The sequence below is a fragment of the Sulfitobacter sp. SK012 genome, from assembly GCF_003352085.1.
Taxonomy (GTDB): Bacteria; Pseudomonadota; Alphaproteobacteria; order Rhodobacterales; family Rhodobacteraceae; genus Sulfitobacter.
On the sequence record NZ_CP025804.1, the window covers coordinates 1,933,410 to 1,946,378 of the forward strand.

Below are 12,969 nucleotides of genomic sequence, written 5' to 3' on the forward strand. Positions count from 1 at the left end.
GGTCTCGTGCTGAGATGATGGGCCTGCCGCCGATCGGTTGCGTCACGCGGCCATTCGGTCGCGCAGGGCGGCTAGCTGTTCCAACAAGGGGGCGATCTGATCGGCGTTGTCTTTTGACATACCGGTCAGGCGCGCAGATGTCGCGAGGACGCCCGTTTCGACCTTGATGTTCGCTTCAGGGGTGATTTCAGGCATGCCGATATCGCGTGGTTTGGCGGCCTCGGGCTGAGGTTCCGGTTCGACGTCCGGTGCACTGACCTGTTCTTCTGGCTCTGAAACGACGGTTTCTTCGGCAGAGGCCACTGCGGGTTCCGCCTCTTCCGGGTCCGACATCTCGGGCTCTGCGGGATCCTCGGGCGCGTCTGTTTTGTCAGAAGTAACCGCGGGCTCTGGCTCTGCCGGTTCGCTGAGGAAGCTTGGCATCGGCGACATTTCTTCCGCGGCGGTTGGTGCGTCGGTTTCCACGGTCTCAGCTACGGCTGGCTCAGAGGCGGGTGCTTCTTCGGCTGGTGTGTCAGCTTGCGCGACTTCATCAGCGACCTCCGCGGTCGTAGATCCTTCGTCGCCTTCAGGCGCATCACCGTCTGAGGTAGTTTCTTCCACTGCATCAGCGGCTTGCACGCCTTCCTTCACGTCATCTTTGGCTTCGGAAGGAGCCTCAAAAGACAGCACAACTGCTTCGGGTTCTGGTTTAGGTTTAGCCACTGGCTTTGCCGCCTTCGCGGCTATTTCCAATGCAGGGTCATCCAGAGAAACGGACAGGTCCGAGACATGGCCCATGCCTTCCTCGCGCAGGATTTTTTGAACGCCTTTGATCGTCAGGCCATCATCATGCAACAGCTTCTTGATGCCGCCCAAAAGCAGCATATCGGCAGGACGATAGTACCGCCGACCGCCTGCGCGTTTGATCGGTTTAATTTGGCTGAACTTGCTTTCCCAAAACCGCAACACGTGCGCTTGGATACCAAGCCACTCTGCGACTTCGGATATCGTGCGAAATGCGTCTGGCGATTTGGGCATCAGATCAGGACTTGTTGCCGTCCGCGACGCGATCTTTCATCAAGTGCGAGGGGCGAAAGGTCAAAACGCGGCGTGGGTTGATTGGAACCTCTTCGCCCGTTTTTGGATTGCGGCCAATGCGGGCTGACTTGTCGCGTACTGAAAATGTTCCAAATGACGAAATCTTAACTTGTTCGCCACTTACCAATGCGTCGGACATTTGGTCCAGTACGGCTTCAACAAGTTGTGCGCTTTCATTTCGTGACAGGCCGACTTCGCGGAATACCGCTTCGCTCAGATCCATTCGCGTCAATGTCTTGTTCGTCATGTCGTCCCCCGGTTTTTTTTAACAACATAGGCCAACGTATTTTTCCGAGTCAATATCAATGGCTTGGAAGACGTCGTTTCGGCACCATCTAGAGTTACCACCGCAGGACCACTGCACCCCAGGCAAGACCACCGCCAATGGCCTCGGTTACCAACAAATCGCCGGTTTTAATTTGCCCGCGGCTGTAGCCAACTGAAAGAGCAAGAGGAATAGAGGCCGCCGAAGTGTTGCCGTGGTCTTGTACGGTAACGACGACCTTTTCCATGGGCAGGCCAAGCTTTTTCGCGGTGCCCTGAATAATGCGGATATTCGCCTGATGCGGCACAACCCAATCGATATCGCTGGCCTCTACGCCAGCCCGCGTCATGGCAGTTGTCGCGGTTGAAGCCAGCTTTTCTACGGCGTGGCGGAAGACCTGATTGCCTTGCATGCGCAGATAGCCGGTCGTGCCCGTTGAGACACCGCCATCCACGAACAACAGGTCCCGATAGCTGCCGTCGGAGTTCAAATCCGTCGCCAAAATACCGCGGTCAGCAGAGGTGCCTTCGCCGTCTTGCGCTTCGAGCAATAGCGCACCAGCTCCATCGCCAAAAAGGACGCACGTGCTGCGGTCGGTCCAGTCCATGATGCGGCTGAATGTTTCGGCACCAATGACCATGACGCGGCGCGCCTGGCCCGAGAGAATCAGCGCATTCGCGTTCGCCAATCCATAAACGAAGCCAGCGCAAACGGCTTGCACATCAAAGGCAAAGCCTTGTTTCATGCCTAATTCGGCTTGAACCATTGTGGCAGCGGATGGAAATGTCAGATCGGCTGTCGACGTCGCGACGATGATTGCATCGACCTCGTTGGCGTCCATGCCAGCCATCTCAAGTGCCGCGCGCGCAGCGGCAGCGGCCATTGTCGATGTGGTTTCCCCTTCGGAGACAAAATGACGCCGTTCGATGCCAGATCTGCCGCGGATCCATTCATCATTGGTGTCTAGCGTTGCCTCAAACTCGGCATTCTCAACGATACGTTTGGGCAGGTAATGTCCGACACCGCGGACGACGGCGCGAACAGTCATTGTTGGGTTCTTTCTGCGATTGGTAGGGCGGCTGCCACACGGGCTGCGAGTTTGTCGTTAAAGCTGTTGTCGGCCAGTTGCGCGGCCAGTTTGATTGCGGCGGACACACCGGTCGCATCCGCTGAGCCGTGCGATTTCACCACCGTGCCATTGAGGCCCAGAAAGACCCCGCCATTGACGCGGCGCGGGTCGATCTTTTTCTTGAGCCGCTGAAGCGATGTGTATGCAAGCAGCGCGGCCAGCATCGAAAGCGGCGAATGTCTGAAAGCTTCGCGCAGGCGGGTGCCGATCAGATTGGCAGTTCCTTCGCCGGTTTTGATCGCAACATTTCCGGTAAAGCCATCTGTGACAATAACATCCGCGACGTCGCCAGAAAGATCGCCTCCTTCGACGAATCCAACAAAATCATAGCCCGCGTCCGGCGCATGGTCGCGAATCAGGTCAAAGGCTTCCTTAAGCTCATTACGGCCTTTGTGCTCTTCGGTGCCGACGTTCAGCAGGCCAATGCGCGGGCGCTCCACGTCCATGCCGTTGCGTGCATAGGACATGCCCATCAGGGCAAAACGCAAAAGATCGTCGGCATCCGCGCGAATGTCGGCCCCAACGTCGAGCATCACGTTAAATCCGTGCGTGTTGGTCGAGGGGTAGAGCACTGCAATAGCGGGCCGGTTGACGCCGGGCAGCTTGCGCAGGCGGATCATCGACAGGGCCATCAGCGCGCCTGTGTTGCCGCATGATACTGCAACGCCGGCCTCACCGGTCTTGACGGCCTCAATGGTGGACCACATCGAAGTGTCCTTGCCGGTGCGCACAACTTGGCTGGGCTTGTCATCCATCGTTACAACGCCAGGCGCATCACGGATTTCACAGCGACCGATCAGCGTTTGGCGCTTTGCCACCAAAGGCTCAAGCGTGGCGCGGGGGCCATGCAGAATAAAAGCAATGTCAGGATTGATCTTGGCAGAATCGGAACACCCGGCAACAACGGTTGCCGGGCCCTGATCGCCACCCATCGCATCGACCGATATAAGGGTGCGTGCGGCCTTCGCGGTAGAGTGATCGGTCTGTGCCGTCATCGGTGCGAGTGCCTTTAGTTGTTCAGTCGAACCTTACCTTAGGCAGCGTCGTCTTCGAGATCAATCTCATCGTTCAGCGCGACGATCTCATTGTCATCATAATGGCCACAGGCCGCACAGATGTGATGAGGGCGCTTAAGTTCACCACAGTTGGTGCACTCGTTTGGATTTGCTGCAACGAGCGAATCATGTGCGCGACGATTATTGCGGCGCGATTTGGATACTTTGTTTTGCTGGACAGCCATGTCTGGTGCCTTTGTCTTCGGGGCCGGTGAGGCAGCATACTGCGCCTACGGCCGTGTTTCATATCAACTCCCGTTCGGGCGTGGGCTGCGTGTAGGCCTACGCTCGGCGGTTGTCCAACCTTAATTGGGATAAGATCGGCAAAATACTGCGAAAAGGAGCGCATTCAAGAGAGAATCGTCGCTTAGTCCTTTGGCTTTTTCTCCAACGCGTCCTTTAGAGCGGCCAAACCGGCGAAAGGGCGCGCATCTTCGTCCGTCATCGGGGTCACACCAGGTTCTGCGAATTGTGTGGCTGATAGGGCCGCATCTGCGGCGCGTGGGTATTCCGGCAACGCAAGGGTCAGCGCTTCGGTCATCACAGCGACAGGGTCGATCCATGCCCCCAAGACTTCGGTGGTGTCATCCTCAGGCATTTGGACCTCAGGATCGTCGGGATCATCGTATTCCCGAATGAACCGACGCAGCACATCGACTTCGATTCGTGTCGTTACAGGCACCAAGGTCACAACGCAGGGCTGCACAACAGTTGCTCCGAGATGACCGTTCAACTCCCAATCGGACTTTCCGTGAGGCGATAACGATCCTGTGAAAACAAGTTTGCGTAGATCGGTGATCTTGATCTCCTGTGCGATCGTGGCCAATTCCGCCTTTGTAGGGCGCAACTCAATCGGTGTTTTCCCCGATTGAGAAAGCTCGGAGACACGCATGCTAGTGGCAGTGGGGGCTTGTCGTGACATTATCTTGTGCTTTCGTTTCTTGAACCGAGGGGCATCCATGGTGTATGCGAGATAAAAGCCGGAGACGCCATCGACAAGAGGGCACGGCAACAGGAAGACAGAGGGCAGCATCATGGGCCGCGAATACAGCACCATCCGGCGGGTCACCGTTACATTGGCTGCGCTTGTCGTCGTAGGCGCGCTGAGCGCTTGTTCCCCTCGATTCCAAAACCACGGCTATATCCCCGAGCCAGAAGAGCTTGAACTGATCGTGGTTGGCGTGGATACGCGTTCGTCTGTTGAAGAAACGGTAGGCGTGCCGACGTCTGCCGGAATCCTAAATGACAGTGGTTATTATTTCGTACGTAGCCGCATGCGCAGCGTTGCGTTTCTGGAACCCAAAGTGATTGAGCGCGAAGTTCTTGCCATCAGCTTTGACACAAATGGCGTTGTCGCCAATGTCGAGCGTTTTGGGCTGGAGCGTGGTCAGGTCGTACCTTTGGCACGCCGCGTTACGGATTCGGGCGTTACCAACACGGGCTTCCTACGCCAGCTCTTGGGTAACTTTGGTCAGGTTGATCCGGCAGGCGCGATTGGCGGCTTATAATTTCACTTAAATGCCGCGAATCCGCGCGAGGCCTGTATTGGGCTGGCGATTGGAGCTGCGGATGATTTATTTGGATAAAGGGCGCTATGACGTCCAGCAAGCCAAGACGCAGAGCGACTTGGATGCCGCTCAGGTCCTTCGAGCGCAGTGCTTTGGCAGACCACATACCAACGACATTGATGCATATGACACGGCGGCCACGCATATGCTGGTCCATGATGTCGCAAGCGGTACTTTGGTTTGCTGTTTTCGGATCTCGCTTTTGACCGGTGAACGCCTGACGCAAAGCTATTCAGCACAGTTTTACGAGTTAAGCGCACTGTCTGCCTGCAAAGGGCCAATGATGGAGCTGGGGCGTTTTTGCGTGCACCCTGATTGGCATGACCCTGATATTTTGCGGGTGGCATGGGCGGCGATGACAGCCGCGGTGGATAAAGTGGGCGTGCAGATGATTTTTGGCTGCGCCAGCTTTGCCGGTGTTGAAACGGAGCAGTACCTGGACGCTTTCGCGATGCTCAAGGCGAGGTATTTGGCCCCAAAGCGCTGGTTGCCGCAGGTCAAATCCCCAGATGTGTTTCGCTTTGCTGCCAAGCTGCGGCGCAAGCCTGATGCAAAAAAGGGGATGTTGCGGATGCCGCCACTGCTGCGCAGCTACCTGATGATGGGCGGCCGCGTCAGCGATCATGCCGTGGTGGACCGGCAGATGGGGACGCTGCATGTCTTTACGGGCCTCGAGATTGGCGCGATCCCTGTGGAGCGCAAACGGCTGTTGCGGGCGCTGGTTTAACTGGCGGTCCAGAAAATCTGACTTTAGGTGAGAATTTTGAAGCAATTGCAGGCCTTGGCACATTGACCCTGACAGGCGACGGCGATAGCTGGCAGGAATGGCACGTACACCCCTTTTGCAAGTTAATGATATTTCGCTGACCTTCGGGGGCGATCCGGTTTTTGATGGCATGTCGCTTGTGGTCCAACCGGGTGACCGGCTGGCGCTTGTCGGGCGCAACGGTTCTGGGAAATCGACGCTGATGAAGGTGATGGCCGGCATGGTTGAACCTGATGGCGGCGATGTTATCGCAGGCGCTGGCGTGACAGTTGGATACATGGAACAGGATCCTGACCTGAGCGGCTTTGCGACGTTGGGCGATTTTGCGGCCCACGGGCTCGAAGCGTCGGAGATGTACCGCGTCGAGCGTGCGGGTGAGGGCCTAAAGTTTGATCCAGCGCGCCCGGTGGAAACAGCCTCTGGTGGCGAGCGGCGGCGCGCAGCCCTTGCGCGGCTTATGGCGTCAGAGCCGGAATTGATGTTGCTCGACGAGCCAACAAACCATCTGGATATCGAAGCGATTGCGTGGCTGGAAGCCGAGTTGAAAACCGCGCGCGCAGGCTTTGTGATCATCAGTCACGATAGGGCGTTTTTACGTGAGCTAACGCGCGCAACCCTTTGGATTGACAGGGGTGAAGTGCGCCGCCAAGAGATTGGGTTTGGCGGGTTTGAGGCCTGGCGTGACCAGATGTGGGAAGAAGAAGACACCCAACGTCACAAGCTTAATCGCAAGATCAAAGCCGAAGCTCGGTGGGCCGTTGAAGGTATTTCCGCACGCCGTAAGCGCAACCAAGGCCGGGTGCGCGCCTTGCAAGATTTACGTGCTGAACGGGCAGGCCAGATCAAACGGCAAGGTGCCGCGGCCATGGCACTTGAGGCCGGTCCAAAGTCGGGGCGCAAAGTTGCTGAGGCAATTAACATCAGCAAAGGCTACGGCGACAAAACGATTGTGCGCGATTTTTCCCTGACCATACAGCGCGGGGATCGGATTGCGCTGGTTGGCCCGAACGGTGTGGGCAAAACCACGCTGTTGAACATGCTGATTGGCCGTGAGCAGCCAGACAGTGGTGAGATCAAGCTGGGTACAAATATCGCTTTGGCATTGTTCGATCAGGCGCGTGCGCAGCTGGATGGTAACATGAGCCTTTGGGACAGCCTGACGGGCGATCCCGACATGCGTGTTTCAGGCAAGGCTGACCAGGTTTTAGTGCGCGGACAACCCAAGCATGTTGTTGGTTACCTTAAGGAATTCCTGTTTGACGAAGGTCAGGCGCGGGCCCCTGTACGGTCGCTTTCGGGCGGCGAAAAGGCTCGTTTGCTCTTGGCCAAAATCATGGCGCGCGAAAGCAATCTGCTGGTGCTTGATGAACCGACCAACGATCTGGACGTCGAGACATTGGATCTGATGCAGGAGCTTTTGAGCACCTATGATGGGACCGTATTGCTCGTCAGTCACGATCGCGACTTTCTGGACCGCGTGGCAGCCACGACCATTGCCATGGAAGGCGACGGGCGTGCCACGGTTTATGCGGGCGGATGGAGTGATTACCTTGCGCAGCGTGGGCAGGATGATTTTGCTCAGAGCGTTGTTAAGAAAAAGGTTTCTGGCGCTAAGGCTGAGGCTAAGATCACTCAGAAAACCGGCCTTAGCTTTACTGAAAAGCACCGTCTGGAGGCGCTGCCAGAAGATATTGCGCGGCTGGAAGCTGAGATCGGGAAGCTTGGCGAGCTGATGAGTGATCCCGCATTATTCACCGATCATCCGGTGAAGTTCCAGAAGGCGACAGACGCGCTTATGGACCGTCAGGCCAAGCTTGAAGCGGCCGAGGAAGAGTGGCTGGCATTGGAAGAAAAAGCAGCGTCGCAAGGCTAATTGCCGCGATGCACAGCCTGTGCACCGAGCGTGTACAACATGTGCACCGCTACAGTGCACAAGTTTGTTTCACCGCATCCGCAGCGCGCCATCCAACCGGATCACTTCGCCATTAAGATATCCCATTTCGATGATGAACGCGGCCAAGCGCCCGTATTCAGACGGATCGCCCAGCCGCGCGGGGTTCGGCACGTCAGCGGCGAGGGCTGCTTGGATGTCATCGGGTAGGCCCGCCAGCATCGGCGTCTTGAAAATGCCCGGTGCGATGGTCATCACACGAATGCCGCTGCTGGCTAGATCACGGGCCATGGGCAGGGTCATTCCGACAATGCCACCTTTGGACGCGGCGTAGGCGGCCTGACCTTTTTGCCCATCATAGGCGGCGACGGAGGCGGTGTTGATGATGACCCCGCGCGCGCCATCCTCGTCAGGCGTGTTTTGCGCCATGGCGGCGGCGGCAAGGCGGCCAACGTTGAAACTGCCCACGAGATTGATATCTATGGTTCGCTGGAAAGCATCGAGGGGATGGGGGCCATCGCGGCCTACCGTTTTGATCCCCAAGGCTATTCCGGCGCAATTTACCGTGGCGGTGATGTGACCCATTTTGGAGAGCGCAAATTCAATGGCCACCTGCACAGACGTTTCGCTGGTGACATCTGTTTCAACAAAATGCCCGCCAATCTCATCTGCGACTTGTGGCCCTCGCGTGGCATCGCGGTCGAGCAGGGTAACTTGCGCGCCTTGTGCCGCAAAATGGCGGGCGGTTGCCTCGCCCAAGCCTGATGCGCCGCCGGTGATGATGGCTGTTGTGGTGGCAAGTTGCATGAAATCCCCTTTCCGATTTGAACAGGCGTTCATTTCATCATGTGCCTGCCTTGCGCGCAAGAGGGTGCCAGCGCAGCCATGTGCCGCCCATCAGCTGAGGGCGTGCTCCGGCCCGCAACTTAAATCGGGTGTGGCTTGGGGTGCTGTCATTGAGTAGCCCAAGATCCAGCGAGGTGCTTCCGCGCACTGCCAGCCAACATGACGCCGTCCAAAGCAGCAGATTATGGGCGTGATGCGCGCGTCCTTGTTGGGTGCTGTGACCGATATGATAGGTTGCGCGGTGGCCGTGACGCAAAAACAGCATATGCGCGACCTTGGTGCCGTTGAGTGATGCGGTGAATAGACGGGTTTGATCTGGGGCGGTGCTAGCAAAAGCTGCTGTTAGGGGGGCGGGCCAATTGGCATAGCCGCGTTTTCGGGCCTGATCCTCGTTCAGACTCAAAAGGATGTGGTCGGGTTTAAGAGAGGCGGAGGTTACGCGCAGCAACGACGCCTCGGCGCGACATAGTTGGTTGCGCCATTTTTGATGCAAGGCGGCGCGGCGGACCGTATCACTTTGTTGTAAATCGATAATCGCGGTGCTGATCCCTTTGCGTAGACGCAGCGCCCGCATGTGCCCCAAGGGCCGCTCAGGCGACAAAATGAGCGGGATCCGGGACAGTCCGACATCCTTAAGTTGGGCAAGTAGATCTGGGGGCGGATCGGCACGCGGCAGCATCGCAACAGGGATACCAGCGAGTTTGCGGTGCAGCAGAATCAAGCCACCAGGCAAAGTGACAGGGGCCTGCCCGCACAGGCTGAGGGCCGCGGCAAAGCTTGGGTCTTGGTGAAGGGCATGGCCCGGCGTGGCCGGTGTGGCATCAAACATAGCTCATTTGATGCCAAGCGTGGTAAACGCCACGTTAACCGGTCCGGCGTGGCGTTAGCCCAGTTGGACCAGCGCGTGCCGTTTTTTGCCTGCGCTGAGCTTGATCGGCGATGACAACGCCTGTGCATCAAGCATCATGCCCGCATTTGTCAGCGGCTGGTCATCGATGCGTGCCCCATTTTCTGAAATCAGGCGCTTGGCTTCCTTGCCGGAGCCCGCGAGGCCGGATTTAACGATCAACTGCACAATGGAGATACCGTCCCCCACATCCTCAGCGCTGAGGGTCAGAGTGGGCAGGTCATCGCCAACGCCGCCGCGCTCGAACACTTCGCGAGACGTGGCTTCGGCCGCAGTGGCCGCGTCGGCACCATGCAGCAAACCAGTGACCTCATTAGCAAGGCGAATTTTGGCCTCGTTAATTTCGGATCCGGCAAGGGCACCAAGGCGGTCGCATTCATCGACAGGCATTTCTGTATAAAGCTTGAGGAAGCGGCCCACATCGGCGTCCGTCGTGTTGCGCCAGAACTGCCAGAATTCGTAAGGCGACAGCATGTCAGGGTTCAGCCAGATAGCGCCGGCCTGCGATTTGCCCATTTTCTTGCCGTCAGAGGTGGTCAGCAAGGGCGATGTCAGGCCGTAAACTTCGCCCTCAATCACGCGCCGTGTTAGGTCGATACCGTTGACTATGTTGCCCCATTGATCGCTGCCACCCATTTGCAGTACACAGCCGTAGCGGCGATGAAGTTCCATGAAATCATAAGCTTGCAGGATCATGTAGTTGAATTCAAGGAATGACAGAGACTGCTCGCGATCAAGGCGCGATTTAACGCTCTCGAAGGATAGCATCCGGTTGATTGAAAAATGCCGCCCGATGTCGCGCAGGAAATCGAGGTAGTTCAACCCATCGAGCCATTCTGCGTTGTTGATCATCAGCGCATCGGATGGCCCGTCGCCGTAAGTGAGGTAGGCCGAGAACACTTTTTTGATGCCAGCGATATTATCGTCGATCTGGTCCGGGCCCAGCAGGGGGCGTTCATCCGCGCGAAACGAGGGATCGCCAACCTTGGTCGTGCCGCCGCCCATCAAAGTGATGGGCTTGCCGCCGGTTTTTTGCAACCAACGCAGCATCATGATCTGAATGAGTGAGCCCACATGCAGCGATTTCGCGGTGGCGTCAAAGCCGATATAGCCAGGTTGTGCACCTTTGAGCAGAGCTTCGTCGAGCCCCTGAAAATCGGTGCAATCAGCCAGAAAGCCGCGCTGCTGCATCACAGCAATGAAATCCGATTTGGGATGGTATGTCATGGCGCTTGCTCTCGGCTGGGAATGCGTTGCACTCTATAGGCGGTGCGCAGTCAAAGGAAAAGGCCCTGAACAAGAGCATGGAAAATGGGGCAGGCGGGATATTGAGCAAAACGGGTGTTGTGGCTGCGTTAGGGGTGATGTCTGGCACGTCGCTTGATGGTGTAGATGCTGCGATGCTGTATACCGATGGGCACGAGATTTCGCGCTTTGGCGCGGTGGCGTATCGCTCGTATTCAGCGACAGAGCGGGCGGTGGTCGCGGCGGGCTTGGGGAAATGGTCCGGGCCAGAGGTTCTGGCCGCGACGCAGGTGATTGAGCACGCGCATCTGGAGGTGCTGAAACCTTTTGAGGGCGCTGAGCTGATTGGATTTCATGGCCAGACGCTGGCCCATGCGCCGCGCATCCATGGCACGTTGCAGGTGGGCGATGGCGCGATGCTGGCCGCGGCGTTGGATACGCCGGTTGTTTGGGATTTCCGCAGCGCGGACGTGGCAATGGGCGGCGAGGGTGCGCCGTTAGCACCGTTTTTCCACTTTGCTTGCGCGCGCCATATCGGTGCCGAGGGGCCGGTGGTATTTTTGAACCTTGGTGGTGTGGGCAATTTGACGTGGGTCAATCCGCAGGCGGATGCCCCCGAGACTGAGGGGGCGTTGCTGGCGTTTGACACAGGCCCTGCGAACGCGCCTTTGAATGATCTGTTGCAAGCTCGGTTGGGTATTCCCTTTGACGAGGGCGGAAAAATTGCGGCCAAGGGAGAAGTCGAACACGGCGCGTTGGAGTTGTTTTTGGCAGAGCCGTATTTTGCACGTATTCCGCCCAAATCATTGGATCGAAACGATTTTGCTGAAATGGTGGCTCTGGTCAGCGAGTTATCGGACGCCGATGCCGCCGCGACCCTGACGGCGATGTGTGCCGCTGGCGTGGCCGAAGCGATGCAGCATTGCCCGACGCCGCCATCTCGCGTGCTGGTGACGGGCGGCGGGCGGCATAACCCTGTGTTGATGCAGATGCTGAGCGTGAGCCTTGATTGCCCCGTGGCTCCGGTTGAGGACGTGGGACTTAATGGTGATATGCTCGAAGCACAGGCCTTTGCCTATCTGGCTGTGCGCGTGGCACGGGGGTTGCCGACGTCATGCCCTGGCACGACGGGCGTGCGGGCCGCTGTGGGTGGCGGAACACTCAGCCGTCCGTAATTCCTCGAACAGAGTGCGCGGGTAGACGCAGCATAGCCCGGTGCCAAGGTCTTGATGTGTTCAGCTGCATCCCCGTACCGCGCGGGCAACTGGTGTAACGGCACCAGCGAAATTGCGTGAAGCGCTGCATGGTCAGCATGTTCCATGCGATAGAGCGCACAACACGGTTGGTCAGCGGTGCACGGGTATTTTCCAGGATGTTTGCGGCAGGCGGGCAGTAGCCATGCTCGGCTAGTGAATACGGCCGCAAGAAGGGCCGGCCAATCAGCGCAGGCTCAGATGCAACAATTCAAAGGATGCTGGCGCCGTACTAGGTCTTGAGGCGAACCAAGGGACGGTTGCCATCGTTGGCAAACTTCAGTTTTGGTAACGCTTTGATTAACCCGCTCAGTTTTGCAAAACCGTAGCTGCGGGTGTCAAAGTCGGGGTGTGCTGCCATCAGATTCTTACCCACTGGGCCAGATGATACCCATTCGTCCTCTGTCTCACACCGCGCGATTGCATTACAGATCAGTTGATAGGCATGGTTCATATCGGCCTTGGGCTTAGCAGCGGTGTCGTTACTGTCGTTGCTTTCGTTTTCGTCCTTGAGATTTTCCACGAGAATGAACCGATTATAGACGTTACGCAGGGCAGGGTTGGTCTTTTCCTCACCAATGCCTATCACGGTCAATCCGTCCTCACGTAACCGGTTCACAAGTGCTGTGAAATCGCTGTCGGAGGACACTATGACGAAGGCGTCAAACTTGCCCGAATGCAGGATGTCCATTGCGTGTATGACGAGGCCGATGTCGGTTGCGTTCTTTCCTCGTGAATTTGCTGTTTCCTGATGCGCGACAAGGCCGAGAGTATGGATCGGTTCACGCCAACTTTTCAGGTGCTCGTTCGACCAGTCGCCATAGACGCGCCGCAGAGCCGGCTCTCCAATGGAAGCGATTTCGTTCATAATCTTGGCCGCATGCCGGGCTGGTACATTGTCTGCGTCAATCAGAACGGCAAGCAATGGGCGGTCATGGTTTGGCATAATGGTGTCCTTATTCGG

At 57.4% G+C, this 12,969-nt stretch carries 14 protein-coding genes; 4 read left to right on the top strand and 10 right to left on the bottom strand.

The genetic code is table 11. The annotated features are described in order from the left end of the window. Positions 1-42 precede the first annotated feature (42 nt). The 6 genes from C1J03_RS09370 to C1J03_RS09395 form a co-directional block, all read right to left on the bottom strand. Positions 43-1,020: a MerR family transcriptional regulator gene (locus tag C1J03_RS09370; RefSeq protein WP_114885874.1), complete on the bottom strand. Its 978-nt coding sequence runs from the start codon at positions 1,018-1,020 to the stop codon at positions 43-45. 4 nt (positions 1,021-1,024) lie between these two features. After that, the gene (gene ihfA, locus C1J03_RS09375) at positions 1,025-1,327 is read right to left on the bottom strand and encodes an integration host factor subunit alpha (RefSeq protein ID WP_114885876.1); all 303 of its coding nucleotides are present in this window, start codon (positions 1,325-1,327) and stop codon (positions 1,025-1,027) included. Between the two features lie 94 nt (positions 1,328-1,421). Beyond that, positions 1,422-2,393 (bottom strand): beta-ketoacyl-ACP synthase III, encoded by a 972-nt coding sequence (locus C1J03_RS09380; protein ID WP_114885878.1) that lies wholly within the window; start codon positions 2,391-2,393, stop codon positions 1,422-1,424. Beyond that, positions 2,390-3,469, bottom strand: coding sequence for a phosphate acyltransferase PlsX (gene plsX, locus C1J03_RS09385; protein WP_114885879.1), 1,080 nt, complete (start codon positions 3,467-3,469; stop codon positions 2,390-2,392). The genes C1J03_RS09380 and plsX overlap by 4 nt, the downstream gene beginning before the upstream one ends. A 38-nt stretch (positions 3,470-3,507) precedes the next feature. Further along, entirely contained in the window at positions 3,508-3,714 is a 207-nt protein-coding gene (rpmF, locus tag C1J03_RS09390) for a 50S ribosomal protein L32 (RefSeq protein WP_114885881.1), read from the bottom strand. A 182-nt stretch (positions 3,715-3,896) separates the two neighbouring features. Continuing rightward, positions 3,897-4,451, bottom strand: coding sequence for a YceD family protein (locus C1J03_RS09395; protein ID WP_174234454.1), 555 nt, complete (start codon positions 4,449-4,451; stop codon positions 3,897-3,899). Between the two features lie 112 nt (positions 4,452-4,563). On the opposite strand from C1J03_RS09395, the gene C1J03_RS09400 reads away from it, so the two are divergent. The 3 genes from C1J03_RS09400 to C1J03_RS09410 all read left to right on the top strand — a co-directional run bounded on the left by C1J03_RS09400 (position 4,564) and on the right by C1J03_RS09410 (position 7,736). Beyond that, the gene (locus tag C1J03_RS09400) at positions 4,564-5,037 is read left to right on the top strand and encodes an outer membrane protein assembly factor BamE (RefSeq protein ID WP_114885883.1); all 474 of its coding nucleotides are present in this window, start codon (positions 4,564-4,566) and stop codon (positions 5,035-5,037) included. 61 nt (positions 5,038-5,098) lie between these two features. Beyond that, a complete protein-coding gene (locus tag C1J03_RS09405) occupies positions 5,099-5,824 on the top strand; it encodes a GNAT family N-acetyltransferase (RefSeq protein ID WP_114885885.1) in 726 nt (241 codons plus the stop codon). 97 nt (positions 5,825-5,921) lie between these two features. Continuing rightward, a complete protein-coding gene (locus C1J03_RS09410) occupies positions 5,922-7,736 on the top strand; it encodes an ABC-F family ATP-binding cassette domain-containing protein (protein WP_114885887.1) in 1,815 nt (604 codons plus the stop codon). A gap of 69 nt (positions 7,737-7,805) precedes the next feature. On the opposite strand, the gene C1J03_RS09415 is transcribed toward C1J03_RS09410, so the two are convergent. Genes C1J03_RS09415 through tyrS form a run of 3 tightly spaced genes read right to left on the bottom strand, consistent with a single transcriptional unit; the run spans position 7,806 to position 10,734 of the window. After that, the gene (locus C1J03_RS09415; protein WP_114885889.1) at positions 7,806-8,561 is read right to left on the bottom strand and encodes a 3-hydroxyacyl-CoA dehydrogenase; all 756 of its coding nucleotides are present in this window, start codon (positions 8,559-8,561) and stop codon (positions 7,806-7,808) included. A 37-nt stretch (positions 8,562-8,598) separates the two neighbouring features. After that, the gene (locus C1J03_RS09420) at positions 8,599-9,429 is read right to left on the bottom strand and encodes a GNAT family N-acetyltransferase (RefSeq protein WP_114885891.1); all 831 of its coding nucleotides are present in this window, start codon (positions 9,427-9,429) and stop codon (positions 8,599-8,601) included. A gap of 54 nt (positions 9,430-9,483) precedes the next feature. Then, entirely contained in the window at positions 9,484-10,734 is a 1,251-nt protein-coding gene (gene tyrS, locus C1J03_RS09425) for a tyrosine--tRNA ligase (RefSeq protein ID WP_114885893.1), read from the bottom strand. Between the two features lie 77 nt (positions 10,735-10,811). Here tyrS and C1J03_RS09430 point away from each other — a divergent pair, with 77 nt between their 5' ends. Next, positions 10,812-11,927: an anhydro-N-acetylmuramic acid kinase gene (locus tag C1J03_RS09430; RefSeq protein WP_114885895.1), complete on the top strand. Its 1,116-nt coding sequence runs from the start codon at positions 10,812-10,814 to the stop codon at positions 11,925-11,927. A gap of 310 nt (positions 11,928-12,237) precedes the next feature. On the opposite strand, the gene C1J03_RS09435 is transcribed toward C1J03_RS09430, so the two are convergent. Beyond that, positions 12,238-12,951, bottom strand: coding sequence for an NYN domain-containing protein (locus tag C1J03_RS09435; RefSeq protein WP_114885897.1), 714 nt, complete (start codon positions 12,949-12,951; stop codon positions 12,238-12,240). Between the last annotated feature and the right edge of the window lie 18 nt (positions 12,952-12,969).

What these genes read in the sequence shown, in the direction of transcription:
- C1J03_RS09370 (WP_114885874.1), bottom strand. Translation starts at nt 1,020, where the DNA reads ATGCCCAAATCGCCAGACGCATTTCGCACGATATCCGAAGTCGCAGAG.
- ihfA (WP_114885876.1), bottom strand. Translation starts at nt 1,327, where the DNA reads ATGACGAACAAGACATTGACGCGAATGGATCTGAGCGAAGCGGTATTC.
- C1J03_RS09380 (WP_114885878.1), bottom strand. Translation starts at nt 2,393, where the DNA reads ATGACTGTTCGCGCCGTCGTCCGCGGTGTCGGACATTACCTGCCCAAA.
- plsX (WP_114885879.1), bottom strand. Translation starts at nt 3,469, where the DNA reads ATGACGGCACAGACCGATCACTCTACCGCGAAGGCCGCACGCACCCTT.
- rpmF (WP_114885881.1), bottom strand. Translation starts at nt 3,714, where the DNA reads ATGGCTGTCCAGCAAAACAAAGTATCCAAATCGCGCCGCAATAATCGT.
- C1J03_RS09395 (WP_174234454.1), bottom strand. Translation starts at nt 4,451, where the DNA reads ATGTCACGACAAGCCCCCACTGCCACTAGCATGCGTGTCTCCGAGCTT.
- C1J03_RS09400 (WP_114885883.1), top strand. Translation starts at nt 4,564, where the DNA reads ATGGGCCGCGAATACAGCACCATCCGGCGGGTCACCGTTACATTGGCT.
- C1J03_RS09405 (WP_114885885.1), top strand. Translation starts at nt 5,099, where the DNA reads ATGATTTATTTGGATAAAGGGCGCTATGACGTCCAGCAAGCCAAGACG.
- C1J03_RS09410 (WP_114885887.1), top strand. Translation starts at nt 5,922, where the DNA reads ATGGCACGTACACCCCTTTTGCAAGTTAATGATATTTCGCTGACCTTC.
- C1J03_RS09415 (WP_114885889.1), bottom strand. Translation starts at nt 8,561, where the DNA reads ATGCAACTTGCCACCACAACAGCCATCATCACCGGCGGCGCATCAGGC.
- C1J03_RS09420 (WP_114885891.1), bottom strand. Translation starts at nt 9,429, where the DNA reads ATGTTTGATGCCACACCGGCCACGCCGGGCCATGCCCTTCACCAAGAC.
- tyrS (WP_114885893.1), bottom strand. Translation starts at nt 10,734, where the DNA reads ATGACATACCATCCCAAATCGGATTTCATTGCTGTGATGCAGCAGCGC.
- C1J03_RS09430 (WP_114885895.1), top strand. Translation starts at nt 10,812, where the DNA reads ATGGAAAATGGGGCAGGCGGGATATTGAGCAAAACGGGTGTTGTGGCT.
- C1J03_RS09435 (WP_114885897.1), bottom strand. Translation starts at nt 12,951, where the DNA reads ATGCCAAACCATGACCGCCCATTGCTTGCCGTTCTGATTGACGCAGAC.